We start from the raw sequence: 20,988 nt of genomic DNA, 5'->3' as shown, positions 1-20,988 counted from the left end.
GATTGCGTCGCTTATGCCGGCGAGCGCAGGCAGTTCGGCAAGCCGATCGCCGAGCATCAACTCATCCAGGCGATGCTGGCCGATTCGAAGACCGAGGCGCTCGCCGCGCGGGCGCTGGTGCTGGAAACCGCCGCCGCCAAGGATGCGGGTCGCGACGTTGTCCTCGAATCCTCCGCCGCCAAGCTGTTCGCCAGCGAGATGGTCGGCCGCGTCGCCGATCGCGCGGTGCAGATTTTCGGCGGGGCGGGCTATATCGCCGATTATGGCATCGAGCGGCTGTACCGCGACGTGCGGCTGTTCCGCATTTACGAAGGCACCAGCCAGATCCAGCAACTCATCATCGCCCGCGAAACGATGAAGCGGGGTTGCTAACCAATGCGAGAAGCCGCCACCGCTTCTGCGCCCAGACAGGCACCTAGTCGGCCAAAGCGATATGTAGCTAGGCGGCAGTAGCGAACGCTAATCCTCGGCCGTGTCGTCGCACAGCGCCCGAAGGCCGGCCGTCATGAACCGCGCGAAGCGCCGCTTGATCGTTTCGAAATCGTCCGAAGAGCACAGTCCGTCGGACAAGCGATCGATACGCCCCGTTCGGGAGAGCGTGAGCGTGTAGGCGCCGGAGGTGAAGTGGAAGCCCCAGAACAGATCCTCGCGCTTCGCCTGGGGCAGCGCCTTGCTCAGCAGGTTGATCAGACGCAGCACCAGGGGATCGAAGAAGAGGTCCATCTTCTCCGCGCCATAACCCGGCGCATTGTTGACCTGAGCGAAGATGCGGCCGAAGTTTCGCCAGTCTTCTCCCCCCTCGATGAACGCATCGAACGCGCCGACATAATAAGCCTTCAGCGCGCCCTCGACAGTCGGGTTGTCGCCGCATGACGCCTCGTACTGATCGAGCGCTTCGGTTCGCGACCGCACCGCTTCACCGACGCGACGCTCGAATACCGCATCGAACAGCTCCTGCTTGCTCTTGAAATAATAATGGACCAGCGCCGGGTGGCTGCCGATCTTTTCGGCGACATCGCTGACTGCCACGCCAAAGAAGCCCAGCCCCGCGAACAGTTCTTCGGCGCTGTCCAGAATCTGTTCGACCGTTGCTGCTCTTTGCTCGGCCTTGGTCCTGCGCTTCGTGGAGGTCTTCTTCGATGGCGGCATGATCTCGGGCAGTCCTGACGATACGCGGCGGTTCTTCCGCATGATCGTAGGACGCGCCGGCGCTGGGTCAAGATTGCGGCCAACAAACTTATTAGATATCGAATAAAGAACTTGACTAATAGGGGGCGGTAACCGAGACAGGATTCTGCAACATCGCCCCTCGGCCGGATCGTCCGGTGCCGAGCTAAAGGGCGGGACGAGAGGGCTGGAGGGATGGCTCGCAGGTCGATTTCGGCGGCTTCGGCTGTGCTGGGGTTGCTGTTTTCTACGCCAGTCGAGGCGCGCGTCGGTCCGCAGCCTCAGGCGGCCGTGCAAGACGCTTCACTGCACCGCCTGCAGTCGGTGCTCGACAGCTATGTCCGCGACCACAAGCTGAGCGGCGTCGTGGCAGCGGTCGGACGCGGCACCGCGCCGCCCCGTTTCGTTTACGCCGGTCGGCTTTCCGACGACCCCGGCGCGTCGCCGGTGGGGCCGGACAGCCTGTGGCGCATCTATTCCATGACCAAGCCGATCACGGCGATGGCCGCAATGCTCCTCGTCCAGGACAGCAAGCTTCGGCTCGATGAGCCGATCAGCGACTTCATCCCCGCGTTCAAGAACGTTCGGGTGATGATCTCGCCGGAGACGTCGCTCGACAGCCGGCCGGCGCACCATCCGATCACGGTTCGCGAACTGCTCACGCATACCAGCGGGCTCGGCTATCAGGTCATCGGCACCGGGCCGCTGCCGAAGGAATATGCGCGGCTGCATCTGCTCGGCGGGCGTGTCGCGGGGCCGGCCAATGATCTGCAGCCGAACTCGCTGGAGGCGTTCGCCGACAAGGTCGCCACCGTGCCGCTCCGCGCGGAGCCCGGCACGGCGTGGAACTATTCGATCAGCCTCGACATCCTCGGCCGCGTGATCGAAGTCGCCTCGGGCGTCCCGTTCGACCGTTTTGTCGACGAGCGGGTCCTGAAGCCGATCGGCATGACGTCGACCTACTGGACGGTGCCCAGGGATCAGGCGGATCGGCTCGCCACGGCCTATATCTGGCAAGGCAACCAGAAAGTGCCGATCGACACCGGATCGGGGTCGGACTGGCTGCATCCGCCCAAGGCCCCCTATGGCGGATCGGGGCTGGTGTCGTCCGCACGCGACTATGACCGCTTCCTCCAGATGCTCGCCGGGCATGGCAGCATCGGCGGGGTGCGCGTGCTCAAGCCCGAAACGGTGCGGCTTGCCATGTCCAATCTGCTGCCGCCGGGCGTCCATATCACCAGCAACATCACGCCTGCGCCGGTGATGGCGCAGGGGTTCGGCGCGGGCGGCGAGCTGTTCCTGAACGATGTGCCGAACGGCGTCAGCGCGGGGACCTTCGGCTGGTTCGGCGCCGCCGGAACGATCGGTTTTTTCGATCCCAGGAAGAACCTGCGGGTGACCGTCATGGTCAACTATTTCCCGGGAGATAAATGGCCTTTGTACGCCGACGTCGTGAAGGCGCTCTACTCGGACGGGCGGCAGTAACTGAGCGAATATTTCAAAATAACACGGCACGAGCTGGGGAGGATCTCACAATGAAGACCTGGAAGGGCAAGTGGGCAGCATTATCGGGCACTTCGATCGCAGCGGTGCTGATCGCGGGTGCGCCGGTCCGCGCTCAGACGACGGATGCGGAACCCGCCTCCGCGCAGAGCACAGAAGCCACATCGGCAGCGCAAACGCCGATCTCCCAGACCGATCCGCTGACCGATCCCAACAACGCCGCGCAGGCGCCCGATATCGTCGTCACCGGGTCCATCATTCGCGGCGTCCCGCCGGTGGGCTCCAATCTCATCAGCGTGACGCGCGAGGACATCCAGACCATCGGCGCGAATACCACGGCGGACCTGCTGGCGACGGTGCCGCAGCTCAACAGCTTCAACACCGCGCCGCAGCGCGCCGGCGGCGGCGCGGGCGCCTTCGCGCCGGGTCTGCGGGGTCTGCCGTCGACCGCCACGCTGCCGCTGCTCGACGGCCATCGGCTGGTCGCCAGCGGCGTCAACGAGACCGCGCCCGATTTCCCCTTCCTGCCCGAACTCGCCATCGAGCGCGTGGAGATCGTCGCCGACGGCGCGTCGGCGACATATGGATCGGACGCCGTCGCGGGCGTGGTGAACTTCATCACCCGGAAACGCGCCAACGGCCTCGAAACCTCGGTGCGCTACGGCGTCGCTGACAATTACGACACGTTCAGCGCCAACGCGCTGTTCGGCAAGACCTGGAGCAGCGGCTCGATCGTCGCCTCCTACGAATATACCGAAAACGGCCACATCACCGGTGGCCAGCGCCATTACCGTATCGAGGATTTCCGGCCCTATGGCGGCGTCGACACCCGCTCGACGTCGTGTCCACTCGCCAACGTGCTGGTCAATACGACCGCCTACAGCGTCTATTACGCGGCGCCGGCGCTGGCCGCGAACACCGTCAACCATTGCGACAATGGCGCGGTAACCGATCTCGTCCCGCGGGTGCGCATGCACAGCGCGTTCGTGACCGCGCATCAGGACCTGGGCAGCCGCTTCACTTTGTGGGGCGAGATCCTCTATTCCGATCGCAAGGAGACGGTGCAGGCGCCGCCGCCGCCGGCGGCATCGGGGGTGCTGCTCTATAACATCCCGGGCTATTCGACGAACCCGTTCTTCCGGGCACCTCCCGGCACCGGGGCGACCGCCGAATATGTGCTGTTTCGCACCGACAATCTCTACGGCGCCGATCATATCGACAATGTGTTCAGGGTCCGCGCGGGGAACTCGTCCGCCGGCATCGACGCGAAGCTGTTCGGCGACTTCAAGCTCAGCATCCACGGCACCTATGACTGGGCGACGAACGAGTCCTACCTGCCCGCGATCAACCCGGCGGCGCTTGCCGCGGCGGCGAGCAGTTCCGATCCCGCGACGGCGCTCGATCCGTTCGGCACCGGCACCTCGCCCGCGACCGCTGCTGCCATCACCGACTATGCCGGCGACCTGACGATCAATCAGCGCACCTATCTCGGCGGCGCGCGGCTCGACGGGACGGCGGTCGAGCTGCCCGGCGGCCCGCTCAAGATCGCGATCGGCGGCGAATACCGTCGCGAAACCTTCCGGCAGCGCGGCATCTATGGCGGCGCCCAGGTTCCCGAGGACCTCAGCCGCAACGTGGCATCGGCCTATGGCGAATTGTTCGTGCCGATCTTCGGCGACGGCAACGCGACGACGCTCCTGCATCGGCTCACGCTGTCGCTCTCGGGCCGATACGATCATTACAGCGACTTCGGATCGACGACCAATCCGAAGATCGGGCTGAACTGGGATCCCGTTCCCGGGCTCACGCTGCGCGGCACCTATGGCCGCTCGTTCAGGGCGCCGGGTCTGCGCGACATCGGCGCGACCGTCGGGGCCTATTATTTCAGCGCCGCCAACCTGCCCGCGGTCGGCCTCTACGATCCGACCCGCGCGACGCAGGTCGATACCGTCGTCCTGTACGGGGGCAATCGCGGTCTCCAGCCGGAAAAGGCCCGGACCTATTCGTTCGGCGCCGACCTTCACCCCAATTTTGCGCCCAACTTCAGCGCCGGCGCGACCTATTACAACATCCACTATACCAACGTGATCGGCACGCCCGCCGGCAGCATCGCCTTCACCGATCCCACCTTCGCATCGGTCGTCTTCCGCAATCCCAGCACGGCGCAGCTCGACAGTCTGCTCGCGCTCGCCGTGCCGGTGAATTTCGCGGCAGGATCGTTGCCCACAATCGGCAATCTGCTCGATTTCCGGCAGGGCAATTTCGGCGTTCGCGACACCGATGGGATCGATTTCGACGTCAGCTATCGTCAGCCGACCCATTTCGGCGCGGTGTTCGCCGGCGTGGCGGGCAACCACATCTTCAAGTTCGAGACGCGGCTGTCGCCGACCTCGCCGGCGTCGAACCAGCTTGATCTCGGCCTGCCGCGGACGACGATCCGCGGCACGCTCGGCGCGCAGCTCGGTCCGGTGACGCTGGTCAGCTTCGTCAATTATCGCGCGGGGGTGACGAACCTCTATGCCACACCCACCGGCACCGCCACCTACCACGCCGGCTCCTATACGACCGTCGATCTGCGCGCATCGGTGAAGCTGCCCGATGTCGGCGTGTTCAAGGGCATCGTATTGGGATGGGAGGTGAACGACCTGTTCGACAGGACGCCGCCGTTCTTCCCCGCGACCGACGGTATCGGCGGCACCTACAATCCGATCGGCCGCTACGCCGCGGTCAGCTTGCGCAAGGCGTTCTAGTCCGATGTTGGCGCGGTTGTCGTTCGGCCTTTCCCACTGCCTGTTTGTTGAGGAGCACGATTGACATGGCGCGTGCCCGCAAGGTCATCATCACCTGCGCCGTCACCGGAGCGATCCACACGCCTTCGATGTCGCCCTGGCTTCCGATCACCGCGGAGCAGATCGCCGATGCGGCAATCGGCGCGGCCTCGGCCGGGGCGGCGATCATCCATCTTCATGCCCGTGATCCCGAAAGCGGCAGGCCCGACCAGTCGGTCGAGGCGTTCGGCCGGATTCTCCCACGCGTTCGCGCGGCGACCGACGCCGTCCTCAACCTGACGACCGGCGGCGCGCCGTGGATGGGCGTGGAGGAGCGCATCGCGCCCGCCGCGCACTTCCGGCCCGAAGTTGCCTCGCTCAACATGGGTTCGATGAACTTCGGCCTGTTCCCGATGCTCGACCGCTACAAGGACTTCAAATTCGACTGGGAGCGCCCGGCGCTCGAGGCAACCCGCGATGTCGTGTTCCGCAACACCTTCGCCGACATCGAGGCGATCCTGGCGCTCGGGCGGGAAAACGGCACCCGCTTCGAATTCGAATGCTACGACACGGCCCACCTCTACAATCTCGCCCATTTCGCCGACCGCAAGCTCGCCGAGCCGCCGTTCTTCATCCAGACGGTGTTCGGCATTCTCGGCGGGATTGGCACGCATCCGGACGACGTCGGTCACATGCGGCGGACCTCCGATCGCCTGTTCGGCAGCGACTATGAATGGTCGGTGCTGGGGGCAGGGCGATATCAGATGCCGATTGCGGCCATGTCGCTGGCGATGGGGGGGCACGTCAGGGTCGGGCTGGAGGACAATCTCTGGGCCGGGCCGGGGCGGCTGGCGACGTCCAGCGCCGAACAGGTCGGCGTCGCGCGGCGGATGATCGAGGCGCTCGGCTTCGAGATTGCCACGCCTGACTGCGCGCGCGCCATCCTGCGCCTGAAAGGCAGCGCCGATGTCGGCGCCTGACCGCGGACGCGCTGGGTCGCATCAGCGCGTCGCGGTGATCGGCGCCGGGTTGATGGGAAGCGGTATCGCCCAGGTGTTCGCCTACGCTGGGCATGAGGTCCGCCTGTTCGACCAGGATTTCCTCGTCGCAGGCAATGCGCCCGAGCGGATCCGCAACCAGCTATCCGCCCTGGGTCACGACCCATCGATCGTCGACAGTGTGCTGCCCGCCACGGACCTTGCCACGGCGGTCGGCGATGTCTCGCTGGTCATCGAATGCGTCAAGGAGGACCTCGCGACCAAGCGAGCATTGTTCGCGGAGGTCGAGCCGCTCGTCGACCCGGATACGGTGCTCGCAAGCAACACCTCGGTCATTCCGATCAGCCAGATCATGGAGGGGCTTGCGCGGCCGGAACGGGCGCTGGGAACACATTGGTGGAACCCGCCCTACCTCGTGCCGCTGGTAGAGGTGGTTGGCACCGCATCGACATCGGCGGAGGTCGTCGCCGAGATGATGTCGCTCCTCGCGGCGATCGGTAAAATCCCTGTTCACGTCCGCCGTGACGTGCCCGGCTTCATCGGCAATCGGCTCCAGCACGCCATGTGGCGCGAAGCGATCGCGCTGGTCGCCGACGGGGTCTGCGATGCCGCGACGCTCGATCTTGTGGTGAAGAACAGCTTCGGCATGCGGCTCGGTGTTCTCGGCCCGATGGAAAATGCCGATCTCGTCGGACTGGATCTGACGCTCGCGGTGCACCGCACGCTCTTTCCCGATTTAGCCCGAGACACGGCGCCCAGCACATTGCTGCAGACATTGGTCGCGCAAGGACATCTCGGCATGAAGACCGGCGGTGGCTTTCAGGTCTGGCCGGAGCCCGATCAAGCGGAAGTCAGGACCGCGCTGGTGGAACGGCTCCGTTACCCCGGCCCAGAAGGCACGCGCCGCGCCGTGAATCGATCGCGACCGGCGACGGACGCGGATTCACCTCGTGCCGAGCGTCCGCTCTGGAGCGCCAATGTTGCGTAACAATCTTCCCGTACGTCTTGACCAGCTGGACCGATCGCACCTCGCCGCGATGCGCGACCGGCTGCAGGCGTTCGTCGATCGGGGCGAACTTGCCGGAATCGTGACCCTGGTGTCCCGCCGAGGCGAGATCGTAGCAAACGACGCCCTTGGCTGGCGCGACATCGAGGCGCGCGCGCCGATGCGGCCCGATACGCTGTTCCGGATCGCCTCGATGACCAAGCCGATCACGTCGGTGTTGGCGATGATGCTGGTCGAGCAGGGGAAGCTGACACTCAAGGAACCGGTCAGAAAATGGGTGCCGGAGCTGGCGGATCGGCGCGTTCTGGCCCAGGACGCGGCCACCGTGGGCGAGACGGTGCCCGCGCGGCGCGACATCACCGTCGAGGATCTGCTGACTCATCGCTCCGGCATCGCCTACGGCTTCTTTTCCGAAGAGCCGCTGAAGTCCGCTTATGAGCGCGAAATCGGCGACCCGGCGATGACCCGGATGTCGGTCGATGAATGGCTGGCGGCGCTGGGGCGCTTGCCGCTGGCCTATCAGCCGGGCGAGCGGTTTCATTACGGGCACTCGACCGACGTGCTCGGCTTCCTGATCGGGCGCGTCGAGGGCCGACCCTTCGCGGAGGTGCTCCGCGAGCGTGTGCTCGGCCCGTTGGGCATGGACGACACCGAATTCTGGCTGCCGCCCGAGAAGCGGGAACGGCTCGCCGGCGTCTATAGCTACGACCCGGCACAAGAGCGGCTGACCAGGGTCGAACCTGCCATGTATGACACGCCCCCGGATTATACCCCCGGGGGGGGCGGCCTGATCTCAAATGCGCCCGATTACCATCGTTTCGCACGCCTGTTGCTGAACGAAGGCACGCTCGATGGTATCCGCCTGCTGCGGCCCGAAACGGTGCGGTTGATGCGTACCAATCGCCTCACGCCCGCGCAGCGCGAGGTGCCGTTCGCTGGCATGCCGATCTGGGAGAAGTCGGGTTTCGGGCTCGGCATTTCGGTGGTCGAGGATCCCGTCGACAATATCTATGGCTGCGGCCGGGCCGGCGCGATGAACTGGCCGGGTATCTTCGGCACGTGGTGGCAGGCCGATCCGGCCGAGGATCTCGTGCTCATCTATCTTGTCCAGCATCTGGTCCCCGTCTCGGCGACAACAGGGGCAACACTCGCCACCGGCCGCGGGGCTGCTGGTCGGCAGGCACTGCCGATCTTCCAGCAGGGTGTCTATGCCGCGCTTCCGTCGCAGGCTGTCGGAGCGTGAGCGTGACGGTTGGCGAATACCAGCACAGCGGGCTCGGCCGGCCCGTTCCTAGGCGTGCCGCAGCCACCCGCGGAACCGAGCGGCCAGGACGAGTTCAGCGGAGCCAGCCGCGTGACAGGAGGATGTGCATGCCGTCCATGATGATCCCGTCCGTAGCGACGAACGACCGACGATGACCGCTGCGCCGCTCACATCGACCGATGGCCTCGACATGCAGGCAGCGGAGGCGGCCAGAACGGCGGATGATCGCCGTCCCGGCGTTCGGGAGTGGACCGTTTTGCTGGTCCTGCTGGCGGTCTACATCCTCAATTTCCTCGACCGCTCGCTGCTCGCCATTCTGGCAAAACCAATCCAGGACAGCCTCCATATCTCGGACACGCAGCTCGGGCTGATTGGCGGGCTCTATTTTGCCGCTTTCTATTGCTTCATCGCGATCCCGATCGGATGGATCGCCGATCGCTTCAACCGGGTCCGCGTGCTCTCGCTCGCCTGCGCGGTGTGGAGTATCGCCACGACCTGCTGTGGCCTCGCCACCACCTATCCGCAACTCGTGGCGGCGCGCATGATGGTCGGATTCGGCGAGGCTGGCGGCGTGCCGCCGTCCTATGCGATCATCGTCGACACATTCGCGCCCCGGCGGCGGGGATTTGCGCTCGGCATCTATAATCTCGGTCCCGGCGTCGGCGCTGCAATCGGCGTTGCGTTCGGCGCCTCGATCGCTGCGGCGTTCGATTGGCACGACGCCTTCATCGCTATAGGCGCAGCCGGCCTGCTGGCCGCGGTCGTCGTGTCCCTGATCCGCGATCCGGTGCGGGGGGCAACCGACCCTGGCGGCCCCTTGGCTGCAGACCATGCGAAATCCGGCTTTTTTGCAACCGCCGCCATGTTCTTCTCGCGCCCGGTCCTGTTGCTGGCCTCACTGGCCAGTAGCGCCGCCAACTTCATCACTTACGGCCTCGGCAACTTCGCGACGCTGTTCCTGATGCGGGAAAAGGGAATGACGCTGCGCGAGGTTGCCCTGTGGTACGCGCTGGTGGTCGTCATAGGGATGAGCGCCAGCATGCTCCTTTCGGGCCGACTGACCGATCGATACGTGCATCGGTTCCGCGAGGCTTATGCCGTCGTTCCTGCCGTCGCGCTGACGCTTGCAATCCCGTTCTACCTGGGCTTCGTCTGGGCGCCGACCTGGCCGCTCGCCCTCGTGCTCCTACTGGTACCGATGACGCTCAACTTCTTCTATCTCTCGCCGTCGGTCGCGTTGGTGCAGGAGGTGGTGCGGCCCGATCAGCGGGTGATGGCAGGGGCGTTGTTCCTGCTGGTGATGAACTTCATCGGACTTGGGCTCGGGCCGACCTATGTGGGCGCGATGAGCGATCATTTTCGGGCTGCGCACCCGACTAACTCGCTGCAGATCGCGCTTTACACGCTTGCCGGGTTTTACATCGTCGCGATCCTGCTGTTCTTGTGGCTCGCCCGCATTCTGAAGCGATCGTCCCACCTCTCGCAACCCGCATCGCGCGCAGCATGAGGCCCGATTCATTGAAGATCGCCATCGTGGGGGCCGGCTCGCTCGGCATCGTCGTCGGTGCCCGGCTCGCCCCTCACAACCCCGGGCTGGTAATGATCGACGCCGATCCAGCCAACGTCGCCGCGCTCAACGCACATGGCGCGCGGGTCACGGGATCGATGACGCTGAGCGTTCCCGTCTCCGCGATCGAGCCGGCGCAGATGCAGGGCACCTACGATCTGGTCCTTCTGCTCACCAAGCAGACCTACAACAACGTGGCGCTCGCCCAGCTCGCGCCGCATCTCGGCGAGGAGAGCGTGGTCTGCACGCTCCAGAACGGCATTCCGGAAGACAGCGTGGCGGCGATCATCGGCGCGGGCCGGACCGTGGGCGGCACGGTCGGCTTCGGGGCGACTTACATGGGGCCGGGTGCGTCCCAGCTCACCTCCACCGTCGAGGCAGTCGAAAGGCACGCTTTCGAGATTGGCGAGATTGATGGTCCCATTACGTCGCGCCTTCGCACGATCGCCGAGATCCTTTCGGCGGTCGGTCATTGCGAGCTGGTCGACGATCTGATGGCGATCCGTTGGTCGAAGCTGCTGATGAACGCCACCTTCAGCGGCGTCTCGACCGCCCTAGCATGTAGCTTTGGCGATGTGCTGGAAAGCCCCGAAGCGATGGAGTTTCTCGCTCGTGTTGCCGATGAACTGGTGCGCGTCGCCCACGCCAGCGGCCATCACCTCGCGCCGATGCAAGGCGAAGATATGGATTCTCTACTTCTAGCGAAGGGGGAAACGCTCGCGGACAAGATGCGACTGTATCGGCGGGTGTGGAGCCGCCACGCGTTGCTTCGCGCCAGCATGCTCCAGGATCTCGAAAAGAGGCGAAAGACGGAAATCGACGCGATCAACGGCTACGTCGTTGAGCGCGGCCGCGAGGCGAAGATCGCCACCCCTTTCAATCAGCTGATCGTCGATCTGATCCGCGCCGCCGAAGCACGGCAAAGCTTACCTGATCGATCACACAGCGCCGCGGCGATGAGGGCGTTGATCGCCGCCCAAGCCTCAAGCACCGGTTAGTCTGCCTGAGCGATCGCCATAAGCAGCCGACGAAAACCCTGGATTGCCGAAACCGTCCCCGGCAGATGCAGGCATCGCTCGTCGTCACCCGCCCCGTGGTGGTGCAGGTGAATGCCGAACACGCCCGCGGCGGGGGCGTAACCGGCCCGGATCACCTCGTCGAGCTCGCCCGCCGAGAGGATGTCGCTAGACACCGGCGCCTCATAGCCTGGCTGACCGGCGAATATGGTGCGGGCAAGTGGCAACAACGCGGGCGTGATCGAAAGATACCGCTGGCTGTCGACATTGGGCAGCGGCGAAAGGTCGATAATGTTGTGCCAGTCCTTCGCAGCAACATTGGCGCCCAGGTGGAGCCAGAACCGGGTGATCGCGGGCGGCGGGGCGATCTGCTTCATCGCTTCTGCGGCGCCGAGATATTCGTATTCGTGGCCCGTATTGCAGACGAATGCCAGGTTGTAGCCGGCAAGATTGTCTCGCCCCCAGCGAGCAAGATCAAGCCAGGCGGCCACGCCTGGCCCGCGCTCCGCCGCGCACGCGAACCAGCCCGATCGCGGCGTGGATATGACGATCCACTGCTCCCCGCCGCGATCGAGCCGGCCGACGAAGTTGACCGCCGGGCGATGACCGCCATCACCCGTGACGGTAATGGTGGCATGATCGCCGCGCATCGCGGCCCCGAAGAAATCACCCGCACAGTCGGGAGCAAGCAACGCTACCGGGCCGCCGAACATCGGCCGTCGGCCGTCGGCATTGAGCGCGATCACCTTTCCCGTCGGACCGTTGGTTATCACCACTGCTGCCCGCGCGCCTGCCGCGAAGGCGGCCTCGACTGGCGCGCGTGCCGCCTTGTTCATCATCGACGACCACCGGGCGCTGGGCAGGTCGATAAGAGCAATCGCGCCATCCAGCGTGCCAACATAGCGCCCGGCCTGATCCACCCGCACCAGCTTTCCGGACAGGCCTGCGTTACCCGTGGGGATCACGATAGGCTGCGGGTGGACATGGGCGACCGCCGCGCCGCTACTCAGTTCGGCTCGCAGCGGATCGAAGAAGGGCGCGAGGAACGCCTGCCGTTCGATCTCATAGCCAAGGCCGTCGAGCTCGGCGGCAAGCCATTCGCCGCAAGCGGTATCTCCCGGTCCTCCCGCGCCCTTGTCACCAAAGCGGGTGTAGCGATGAAGGTCCGCTTCGACCCGGCTCCAGGGGATGTCGGACCTTGCCAGACTTTCAAACCGATCTTCCATCTAACTTCTCCGGGAAGGATAGAATTCCATAACACCGCCGGCGATCAGAGGATCATCGTTCGGCGGGATCACGCTGACAACCCTGTCAGCCCGAGAACAGGAGAGTCTCCGTGGATACAGCAACGCGCCATCTGCTGGACTATGCGCGCAGCCAGAACAGCACGAGTTTGATCGTCCTGCAGTCCGGCTCCCGACTTGTCGAGGAGAATTGGCCGGCACCGGATTCTCCTGAATTCGTCCCCTTTGTCCACGGCGAGACGATGGAGGGAGATCTCCTCGAGGACGTTGCTTCGCTTCAGAAGAGCATCGTCGCGGTGTTGGTCGCGATCGCGATCGAAAAGAAACTCATTGATGTTGCCCTGCCAGTGAGCGCCTATCTTGGCGGCGGCTGGTCGCGAGCGTCGTCCGGGCAAGAAAGCGCAATTCGGGTTGTAGACCTGCTGACGATGACCTCGGGTCTTGGCGAGACGCTGGGTTACGAGGCGCCACCCGGAAGTCGCTTTTTCTACAACACGCCCGCCTATGCGAAGATCGCTTCCATTTTGACGGCAGCAGCCGGCGTGCCGCTGGACCAGATAACGCACGACTGGCTGACCGCGCCGCTCGCCATGAACAACACGTCGTGGCGCGAGCGGCCTGCGGCATTGGCGAATGTCGGCAACGCCCGCGGGCTGGTCACCACCGCGTACGACCTCGCTACGTTCGGCGAGATGATCCTTGCCGGCGGCCCCGGGCGAAATGGTCAGCGCGTCGTTTCGTCTTCAACCCTGCGGCCCGTGTTCGAACGATCCGCCCGGAACCCGGCCTATGGGTGGTTGTGGTGGCTCAACGGTGGCGAGCAGATGATCGACGTCCGTTCAAATCACCGGCTCGGCTCGCTCATCGCTGCGGCGCCGCGCGATCTGGTGGGCGCGTTCGGGCATCTCGACAGACGCGTCTACGTAGTGCCAAGTCGTGATCTCGTCGTCGTCAGGACCGGCGCCGCTGCGGCAGACGCGGATTTTGACCAGCAGATCTGGTTACGGCTGAATGAAGTGATTGGCTGAACGCGCGCAGCCACGCTGCCGAGCGATCGCCGCCAGGCAGCGGCGCATGCCTTTTCGAGCCGACCTCGCAAGGGTCATCGACGGCCTTACTGGCGTCGAATCTCGCTGATCGTCTTTCCGGTCCAGCGCCGGATCGCTCGCCGCAAATTGGCACCGTCGCTGAACCCGACCCGCCAGGCGACGTCGTCCACACTCATTCGGGTGGCTTGAAGATATTCAAGCGCGAGTTTTCGACGAACGTCGTCGATAATCGCGCCATAACTGCTGCTTTCGGCAGTCAGGCGGCGGCGCAATGTCCTTTCGGTCATTCCCAGTTGGTTGGCGATCGCCTGCATGGACGGAAACCGATTGGGCGCAAGCATGAGCAATTGATACACCTCACCCGCCACGCCCGAGCTCATCCTGGCCTGTCCGACAAGGCGATCACATGTCTCCTGCAGCATATCCCGGGTAAGCCGATTGGCGAGCTGCGGGGCTCTCTCGAGGATTTGCGCAGGATAATGCAGCTCATTGGCGCTCTGCTCGAACCGGCATGCGCATCCAAGGATGTGTTCGTCCTCGGTCGTTCCGCTGAGACTGAACAGCGCCATCGTCGGACGGACTTCGACGCCCGCCACATCCCGAACGTGCGTAGACGTCATCATCATCTGTTGCCTGACGAGAAACGATCGAAGGTCGTCGCTCATGATCTCGCCATAGAGCTCGGCGAAGTCCCAGATCGCCAGATTCCCTTCCTGCCTCCAGCCGAGCCGCAAGGTCGGCGTGGCGAGCTGGTGGTAGCGAACCGCGAAGTCAAAGAACTCGCGCATGGTGGGTGAACATATCAACGCATAGCCGTACATGCCGTAAGCCGACAGATGGAGACGAGATCCCACGGCATAGCCGGTGATCGAACTAGCGCCGGCGGCAATGATGTTGTCGCACGCCGTGATGTACTGGCGGATCGAAGTTAGCGTGTGCGGATCGCTGACTTGGGCAACAGTCAGGTCCGTACGGGCGAGAATGGCCTCCACGGCCATGCCCCGCGATTCGAAAGTCTCGATCAGCGTCGCGATCTTGTAGGGTGCGAAAATCTTCTGGTTCAGCAGGGGCGGCTGGACCACCCCTGCGGACGAGGACCGCGATCGATCGTTGATCTCAAAACGGGCGGCGGGTCCGGACGTCATGATCGCCTGCTATTGTCCGCTTAAGACATACATTGGTCCGGCGAAGAACTCAAAGGATCACCTTTCGCGCCCTACGATCGGATTCAGTCGAACACAGAGTCGGCAGGATTGGGATCGAGGAGAAGCAAGAGATGGCGCGCGATGCTGCGTTCCGTTCGGCTGCGCGACTAGGCCAGATCGCAGGGCATCATCCGTGCTCCACGTCGCCGAAAATCGGCTACATAACCTTCCGCCTCCGGGCAGCCGAGGAAGAGTGAATGCGCGGTCTGATGCAACATCAGGCGCTGACGCTCGACAGCATTTGCGATCATGCAGCCCGCTGGCATGGGGCTCGCGAGGTCGTCTCCTTCAGTGGCGGCGTCACCGTTCGCACCGATTACGCGTCGATCCGCGATCGCGCGCGGCGGCTATCGACAGCACTCCAGTCCCTGGGCGTCGATCTCGGCGACAGGGTCGCAACCCTTGCCTGGAATTCGGCAGCGCATCTTGAGGCCTGGTTCGCGATTACCGGCATCGGTGCGATCTGCCACACGCTGAATCCCCGATTGTTCGCCGAGCAGATCGCCTGGATCATCAATCATGCTGGCGACAAGGTCATCCTCGTAGATCCAGAGCTTTTTCCCCTGATGGAAAGCCTCCTGCCGAATTGTCCCGCTGTCGAGCGCGTGATCGTTCTGGGCGGAGACGACGAGTCTTTTCAGCTGCCGCCCGGGTTCTCGAGCTCAGGCGCGCTGATCGCGTCGCATTCACCGGACATCGTTTGGGGCAATTTCGACGAAAATACCGCGGCCGGACTCTGCTACACCTCGGGCACGACGGGAAACCCCAAGGGCGTCCTATACTCGCACCGCTCGAATTATCTTCATACCCTGACGACGATCCAGCCCGACGTCTTCGGCCTGTCCTCCGGAGACGTCGTCCTCCCCGCGGTGCCGATGTTTCACGCCAATGCCTGGGGACTGACCTATTGCTGCCCGGCGGTAGGCGCCAAACTGGTGCTGCCCGGCAGCCGTCTTGACGGCGCATCGCTTCACGCGCTGATCGAACAGGAAGGCGTCACCTTCGCGGCAGCCGTGCCGACAGTATGGCAAACGCTGCTAAAGCATCTCCACCTTACCGGTGGCAGGCTATCTACGCTTCGACGGGTGGTCGTCGGCGGGGCCGCCGCGCCCGAATCCATCGTCCGCGCTTTTCACGATCGCTTCGGGGTGGCTGTCTTGCATGCCTGGGGCATGACCGAGACGTCGCCCGTCGGCACCTGCTTTGCCGCTACCCCCGCGGTAGCGCCGCTGCCGTTCGAGAAGCAATTGCGCTACCGGCTGAAGCAGGGGCGGCCGCCGCTGCTCGTCGACATCAAGGTGGTCGACGACGCAAAGATCGAACAGCCGCGCGACGGCAAAACGGCAGGCCGCCTGTTGGCGAAAGGCCCCTTCGTCGCCGCCGAATATTATCGGGAAGGCGCGGCCGCCACGGGCCCGAACGGCTATTTCGACACCGGCGATATTGCGACCATCGACGACGAAGGATTTCTGCAAATCGTCGACCGGGCGAAGGACGTCATCAAGTCGGGCGGTGAGTGGATAAGCTCGATCGAGATTGAGAACCTCGTCCTGTCTCATCCGGCCGTCGCCATTGCGGCGGTGGTCGGAATACCCGACGCCAAATGGGATGAGCGCCCCCTGCTGCTGGTAAAATTGAAGGGCGATCAGGCGTGCGACGCGGATGCCATCCGAAGACATCTGAATGGCAAGATCGCCAGTTGGTGGATGCCCGAGGACATTCGGCTGGTGAGCGACATCCCGACTGGAGCAACGGGCAAGATCGATAAGAAGGCCATTCGGCGGAGCCTGTCGGAATGACGGGCCAGTCGCAGCACCGGACTTGCCCAAGAGACAGGCAAGAACAGTCGACGGCTGCGGGGTTACGGGCGACGCCCTCCAGCCTTTTGTCCAATGCGAACGAAAATGGGTCGGGGCGCAAGCACAGCCAGATACTCGTAAACGACTATAAAACAAGGGGATGGAGAGATGAAACTGAACGGCGAAGACTTTCATCGGCGCATACGCACGACCATTTTGTCCGCGACGGCGCTCTTCGGCGGCTGCCTTCTTCCATTGGCAGCCAATGCGCAGACGCAACCGCAAGGCAGCGTCGATAGCAAGCCGACACCGGCTTCGCCGGCGGCCGCAAACGGTGGCGCCCAAGATGCCGGTCTTCAGGATATCATCGTAACCGCCGAAAAACGCGCGGAGGGTCTACAAAACGTTCCGATCGCGATCACCGCTCTCTCAGGTGCCACGCTTCAAAAGGCCGGGGTCGATGCCGTGGGTGACCTTACCCAGCTGACCCCCAGTCTCCAGTTCGGCACACGATCGACCAACGTGTTCATCGCGATACGCGGCATCGGCCAAGCCGGTCAGGATATCGGGAGCCAGTCGGGCGTGACCGTGTCGCTGGACGGCGTTCCGCTGCTCGATCACTTCATGATGAATCCCGATTTCCTCGATATCGATCGCGTGGAGGTCCTGCGCGGCCCGCAGGGCACGCTTCAGGGCCGTAACGCGACCGGCGGCGCCATCAACGTCTACAGCAAGGCGCCTACCGACCGAACCGATGGCGAACTGGCCGTTACGCTCGGCGATTACGCACGCCTCGGCATCAATGGCTTCGTCAACGCGCCGCTCACCGACACGCTTCTCGCCCGCGTTTCCTTCCAGACAGCGCGCGCCGATGGCTGGCTGAAGAACGCTTATCTGGATCGCCGCAATGACAACACCGATCTTGCCGAGATCCGGGGTCAACTCCTGTTCAAGCCTTCGGACAGTTTCAGCGTTCGTGCGCTGGTCGACTACACGCGCGACCGCAGTAACCCGTCGTTCAATATCTTGCTCGGGCGAGCGGATCCGGACCTTCCGTCACCGACTGAGGTTCCCGGATATCCCTATCCGCAGAACAACATCGACGATCTGACATTCTACTTCAACGAGCCCAATAATCGCGACGTAAAGGACATCAGATCGACGCTTATCGCCCGGTGGAACCTCGGAGCCGACGCCTCGATCACCTCGACCACCGGCTTCATCAAGCACGATATCCGATTGACCGACCTCGACGTCGATCTGACACCGGCTCCATCGTCGTACTTTCCGCTCATCGGCATCTACGCCAAGCAGTTGACACAGGAATTCACCGGGACGACCGATCTCGGCAGTCGCGCCGATCTCGTCGCGGGGCTGTTCTACATGTACGGGAATTCGAGCGAGCCGCTGTATCTCAGCACCGCCACCGTCAACAATTACCTCGTCTACCTGCCCGAGGAGACGCTTGATTCCTACGCCGCCTACGCGCAGCTTCGTTATAACCTGACCGCTCGTCTGCGAGCCACCGTAGGCGGGCGCTACACGATCGACCACAAGTCCTACGCCATGGACGGGACATCGGGATCGGTCCACGCGCTGCTTGCCGACAAGGACACGTGGAAGGCGTTCACCCCGCGGTTCGTGCTCGACTACACGGTCAATGGGAATGCCTTGATCTACGGTAGCATCGCGCGAGGCTTCAAGTCCGGCGGCTTCAACACGCTGGGGGATATTACCAAGCCGGTAAACAGGTTCGATCCGGAATATGTCTGGAATTACGAGGTCGGCACGAAGGCAACCCTATTTGACCGGAAGGTTCGGGTTGGCCTGACCGCCTTCTATGCTGACTACACCAACCTGCAGCAAACCGTGTTCCGGATCGATGAACAAACCGGAGTCCGGTTCCCAAAGGTCGAGAATTCATCCACCGCGAGCATCAAGGGCGTCGAATTCGAATTCGAAGCGGTGCCGACCAGCCGGCTGAGGTTCAGCGGCGGCGCGACCCGGCTGTTCGCCACCTATGGCAAGTTCTGCAACAATGATCCGCTGCATCCGAATGCGCCGACGGATCCAGCGTGCGTGAACGCGACGGCCGATGGCCAGCCGCTGCCCCCGGGTGCGGTGAGCCTGACGGGCAACACGCTCACTCAGGCGCCGAAGTGGCAATTCAACACGTCTGGCGAGTACAGCATCCCGGTCGCTGCCAATCTGGAGATCACGGCACGCGCCGATTACAAGTGGCAGAGCCGCGTCTATTTCGACATCTACAATAATCCTCTCGTTTCGCAGGGCGCGTATGGGCTGCTCAACGCGTCGCTCGCGCTCAGCACGCGAGACTCCGCATGGTCTGTCACGGGCTGGATTCATAATGCGTTCGACACCCGCTATATCAGCGAAGGGACGACGAAGCCGGGCGCGACACCTTACACCACTGGCTCGATCGGGACGCCGCGGATGTACGGCGTAACACTCTATCATCATTTCTGATCTTCAGAGGCTTGTCGGGATGCCGCAACTGCAGTCGCCTTCGATCTATTCGTATCACCGTAAACGCGCGGATCCGACACCGATGCCGCGGGCAATTAGATGGCGATGCCGAAGCACCGCGGGCCAGGCGCGACGCGCCACGACACCGACGTCGTTCGACATGAAGGTATCGGCTGCGTCATGACGCCCGGCGCGCGTACCTCGAGCATACGGAATGCAGGTGGACAGCCTGGCGGCCCGAGCGACATCGGGGCCGCTCGGGCCGTCCGAGGATCGGCGCTCGGCGTGCGCTTCAAAATCGAGTACGGCGTCGGCGCAATGGCCAATGGCCTCGTCACGGCGGGGCTGGCCTTCTTCCTGCTGTTCTACCTTACGGCGGTTTGCGGGCTGTCCGGGTCGCTCGCCGGTACCGCCCAGTTGATCGCGCTTCTGGTCGATGCCGTCGCCGATCCCGTGATCGGACTGGCCAGCGACCGCATTCGATCCCGCCTGGGGCGCCGACTGCCCTTCATGATGATCAGCATCTTGCCCTTTGCGGGTTCCTTCGCCTTGCTGTTCTCTATCCCCCGGTCGCTCGCCGGCAGTTGGCTATTCCTCTACGTGACCGCGTGCCTGATCCTGTCGCGCCTGTCGCTGTCAGGCTTTGTGCTTCCCTTCACCGCCGTCGGCGCGGAGGTGACCGATGAATACCGGGAGCGCGCAAGTGTGGTGGCCTACCGTCTCACCTTCGATCACGCCGGTGCGCTTTGCGCATTCATTCTTGGACTTGGCGTTTTCATGTCCGGCCCGTCTGGCCTGCTGGCACGCGGCAACTACCTCCCTTTTGGTTGGGTTTGCGCGGCGATCGTTCTGCTGACCGGTCTGATCGCCGGCAGGGCCGTTCGACGCGTCCTGCCCCGTCTGCATTCCCCACCGCCGAGCGCTGATCGTTTCCTTGCCAGCATTTTTCGCGAGGCGAAGGAGCTCTCGCGCAACCGCTCGTTCTTGCTGCTATTCGGCACGATCGTAGTCTATTTCCTCGCTTATTCCATTTCGGCGGCGCTCACCCTGTATGCGGGCCGCTACTTCTGGAAGCTCGACACGCTGGCGATCCAGTTGATTCTGATCAGCGCCACGCTGGGGCCGCTACTGGGCGTACCCATCAGCGCAATTGCACTACGTTTTGTAGAGAAGCGGGCGATGACGATCACCGCCTATTTCGCCATTGCGCTTTTCCAGCTCTGGCCCCCGCTGCTGCAACTCTACGGGCCCATCACCCTGTCCCCGGCGATTGCCGCGGTCGTCCTGGTCGTCAACGGCGTGCTGGCCGGGACCGCGATTATGGTGGCCGGCATCGGCTTTCAGTCGATGCTCGCGGACACCGCCGACGAGCACGAATGGCTGTTCGGCGTTCGACGCGAGGGATTGTTCTTCTCCGGTCTGACGTTGGGATACAAGGCCGCAGCCGGGATCGGCGGTCTGATCGCGGGCGTCGCGCTCGACGCGATCGATTTTCCGACCGATCTCGGCGCCAAAGGCGCGGCATTACCCATACCCGGCAATGTCATCGCGAAGCTGGCACTGATCGCGGGGCCGCTCCCTGCAGCGTTCTCGGCGATCGCGCCGCTGTTCCTGTTGGGATATAGCCTGAGCCAAAAAAAGCACGCCCAAATTGTTGCCGCGCTCGATAAAGACCGCAGACTACCGAAAGGCACCGAGCGCTCGAAACCATGATCGAACGCGCTAGGCGGCGTGGACAAATTTGAGCCAGTATCTGGTGGTGGCGATGTGGACCATGGATAGGAAGCTGTCGGCGAGTTGGTCATAGCGTGTCGCGATGGCGCGGTTGATCTTCAGGCGTCCGAAGAAGCGCTCGATCTGGTTGCGCTGCTTGTAGAGTTTCCTGTCGTGCTCGATCGGCACACGGCGGTTTGAT

The 20,988-nt window shown here is 63.7% G+C and carries 16 protein-coding genes; 12 read left to right on the top strand and 4 right to left on the bottom strand.

All coding sequences use genetic code 11. The features are described 5' to 3' along the window. The coding region (locus tag K7G81_RS17505; protein ID WP_255587289.1) for an acyl-CoA dehydrogenase family protein at nucleotides 1-372 on the top strand (372 nt) is incomplete at its 5' end. Nucleotides 373-459: 87 nt separating this feature from the next. Here K7G81_RS17505 and K7G81_RS17500 read toward each other — a convergent pair. After that, on the bottom strand, nucleotides 460-1,191 hold the full coding sequence (locus K7G81_RS17500; RefSeq protein WP_255587288.1) for a TetR/AcrR family transcriptional regulator: 732 nt from the start codon (nucleotides 1,189-1,191) through the stop codon (nucleotides 460-462). A 267-nt stretch (nucleotides 1,192-1,458) separates the two neighbouring features. Between K7G81_RS17500 and K7G81_RS17495 the strand changes: the two genes are divergently transcribed. The 7 genes from K7G81_RS17495 (at nucleotide 1,459) to K7G81_RS17465 (ending at nucleotide 11,271) form a co-directional block, all read left to right on the top strand. Next, nucleotides 1,459-2,652: a serine hydrolase domain-containing protein gene (locus K7G81_RS17495; RefSeq protein ID WP_223032119.1), complete on the top strand. Its 1,194-nt coding sequence runs from the start codon at nucleotides 1,459-1,461 to the stop codon at nucleotides 2,650-2,652. Nucleotides 2,653-2,702: 50 nt separating this feature from the next. Continuing rightward, nucleotides 2,703-5,420, top strand: a complete 2,718-nt coding sequence (locus K7G81_RS17490) for a TonB-dependent receptor plug domain-containing protein (protein WP_223032118.1) — start codon at nucleotides 2,703-2,705, stop codon at nucleotides 5,418-5,420. Between the two features lie 65 nt (nucleotides 5,421-5,485). Beyond that, entirely contained in the window at nucleotides 5,486-6,418 is a 933-nt protein-coding gene (gene kce / locus K7G81_RS17485) for a 3,5-dioxohexanoate:acetyl-CoA acetone transferase (RefSeq protein ID WP_223032117.1), read from the top strand. After that, nucleotides 6,405-7,424 (top strand): 3-hydroxyacyl-CoA dehydrogenase family protein, encoded by a 1,020-nt coding sequence (locus K7G81_RS17480; protein WP_223032116.1) that lies wholly within the window; start codon nucleotides 6,405-6,407, stop codon nucleotides 7,422-7,424. Before kce ends, K7G81_RS17480 begins: the two co-directional genes overlap by 14 nt. After that, nucleotides 7,414-8,685 (top strand): serine hydrolase domain-containing protein, encoded by a 1,272-nt coding sequence (locus K7G81_RS17475; RefSeq protein WP_223032115.1) that lies wholly within the window; start codon nucleotides 7,414-7,416, stop codon nucleotides 8,683-8,685. Before K7G81_RS17480 ends, K7G81_RS17475 begins: the two co-directional genes overlap by 11 nt. A 172-nt stretch (nucleotides 8,686-8,857) precedes the next feature. Next, nucleotides 8,858-10,213: a spinster family MFS transporter gene (locus K7G81_RS17470; RefSeq protein WP_255587286.1), complete on the top strand. Its 1,356-nt coding sequence runs from the start codon at nucleotides 8,858-8,860 to the stop codon at nucleotides 10,211-10,213. A gap of 11 nt (nucleotides 10,214-10,224) precedes the next feature. Continuing rightward, nucleotides 10,225-11,271 carry a ketopantoate reductase family protein gene (locus K7G81_RS17465; protein ID WP_223032114.1) on the top strand — a complete coding sequence of 349 codons (1,047 nt, stop codon included), beginning with the start codon at nucleotides 10,225-10,227 and terminating at the stop codon, nucleotides 11,269-11,271. Here the strand turns inward: K7G81_RS17465 and K7G81_RS17460 are convergent. Beyond that, nucleotides 11,268-12,515, bottom strand: coding sequence for a hypothetical protein (locus K7G81_RS17460; RefSeq protein WP_223032113.1), 1,248 nt, complete (start codon nucleotides 12,513-12,515; stop codon nucleotides 11,268-11,270). The genes K7G81_RS17465 and K7G81_RS17460 overlap by 4 nt on opposite strands. Nucleotides 12,516-12,625: 110 nt before the next feature. Here K7G81_RS17460 and K7G81_RS17455 point away from each other — a divergent pair, with 110 nt between their 5' ends. Continuing rightward, the gene (locus K7G81_RS17455) at nucleotides 12,626-13,561 is read left to right on the top strand and encodes a serine hydrolase domain-containing protein (protein ID WP_223032112.1); all 936 of its coding nucleotides are present in this window, start codon (nucleotides 12,626-12,628) and stop codon (nucleotides 13,559-13,561) included. Nucleotides 13,562-13,647: 86 nt separating this feature from the next. On the opposite strand, the gene K7G81_RS17450 is transcribed toward K7G81_RS17455, so the two are convergent. Further along, a complete protein-coding gene (locus tag K7G81_RS17450; RefSeq protein WP_223032111.1) occupies nucleotides 13,648-14,727 on the bottom strand; it encodes an AraC family transcriptional regulator in 1,080 nt (359 codons plus the stop codon). Between the two features lie 257 nt (nucleotides 14,728-14,984). On the opposite strand from K7G81_RS17450, the gene K7G81_RS17445 reads away from it, so the two are divergent. The 3 genes from K7G81_RS17445 to K7G81_RS17435 all read left to right on the top strand — a co-directional run bounded on the left by K7G81_RS17445 (nucleotide 14,985) and on the right by K7G81_RS17435 (nucleotide 20,786). Then, nucleotides 14,985-16,586: a long-chain fatty acid--CoA ligase gene (locus K7G81_RS17445; protein WP_223032110.1), complete on the top strand. Its 1,602-nt coding sequence runs from the start codon at nucleotides 14,985-14,987 to the stop codon at nucleotides 16,584-16,586. A 168-nt stretch (nucleotides 16,587-16,754) separates the two neighbouring features. Continuing rightward, nucleotides 16,755-19,073: a TonB-dependent receptor gene (locus K7G81_RS17440; RefSeq protein WP_223032109.1), complete on the top strand. Its 2,319-nt coding sequence runs from the start codon at nucleotides 16,755-16,757 to the stop codon at nucleotides 19,071-19,073. A gap of 99 nt (nucleotides 19,074-19,172) precedes the next feature. Continuing rightward, a complete protein-coding gene (locus tag K7G81_RS17435) occupies nucleotides 19,173-20,786 on the top strand; it encodes an MFS transporter (RefSeq protein WP_223032108.1) in 1,614 nt (537 codons plus the stop codon). Between the two features lie 9 nt (nucleotides 20,787-20,795). Here K7G81_RS17435 and K7G81_RS17430 read toward each other — a convergent pair. Then, the coding region (locus K7G81_RS17430; protein WP_223032107.1) for a transposase at nucleotides 20,796-20,988 on the bottom strand (193 nt) is incomplete at its 5' end.

Source organism: Hephaestia mangrovi (assembly GCF_019880555.1).
GTDB lineage: Bacteria > Pseudomonadota > Alphaproteobacteria > Sphingomonadales > Sphingomonadaceae > Sphingomonas > Sphingomonas mangrovi.
The sequence above is the reverse complement of the archived record's forward strand: the minus strand, read 5'-3'. Positions and strand labels throughout refer to the sequence as shown.

Excerpts from the sequence above, each read along its gene's own strand:
- K7G81_RS17440 (WP_223032109.1), top strand. The coding sequence starts at position 16,755 with ATGAAACTGAACGGCGAAGACTTTCATCGGCGCATACGCACGACCATT.
- K7G81_RS17445 (WP_223032110.1), top strand. The coding sequence starts at position 14,985 with ATGCGCGGTCTGATGCAACATCAGGCGCTGACGCTCGACAGCATTTGC.
- K7G81_RS17470 (WP_255587286.1), top strand. The coding sequence starts at position 8,858 with ATGACCGCTGCGCCGCTCACATCGACCGATGGCCTCGACATGCAGGCA.
- K7G81_RS17490 (WP_223032118.1), top strand. The coding sequence starts at position 2,703 with ATGAAGACCTGGAAGGGCAAGTGGGCAGCATTATCGGGCACTTCGATC.
- kce (WP_223032117.1), top strand. The coding sequence starts at position 5,486 with ATGGCGCGTGCCCGCAAGGTCATCATCACCTGCGCCGTCACCGGAGCG.
- K7G81_RS17435 (WP_223032108.1), top strand. The coding sequence starts at position 19,173 with ATGGCGATGCCGAAGCACCGCGGGCCAGGCGCGACGCGCCACGACACC.
- K7G81_RS17460 (WP_223032113.1), bottom strand. The coding sequence starts at position 12,515 with ATGGAAGATCGGTTTGAAAGTCTGGCAAGGTCCGACATCCCCTGGAGC.
- K7G81_RS17480 (WP_223032116.1), top strand. The coding sequence starts at position 6,405 with ATGTCGGCGCCTGACCGCGGACGCGCTGGGTCGCATCAGCGCGTCGCG.
- K7G81_RS17500 (WP_255587288.1), bottom strand. The coding sequence starts at position 1,191 with ATGCGGAAGAACCGCCGCGTATCGTCAGGACTGCCCGAGATCATGCCG.
- K7G81_RS17475 (WP_223032115.1), top strand. The coding sequence starts at position 7,414 with ATGTTGCGTAACAATCTTCCCGTACGTCTTGACCAGCTGGACCGATCG.
- K7G81_RS17450 (WP_223032111.1), bottom strand. The coding sequence starts at position 14,727 with ATGACGTCCGGACCCGCCGCCCGTTTTGAGATCAACGATCGATCGCGG.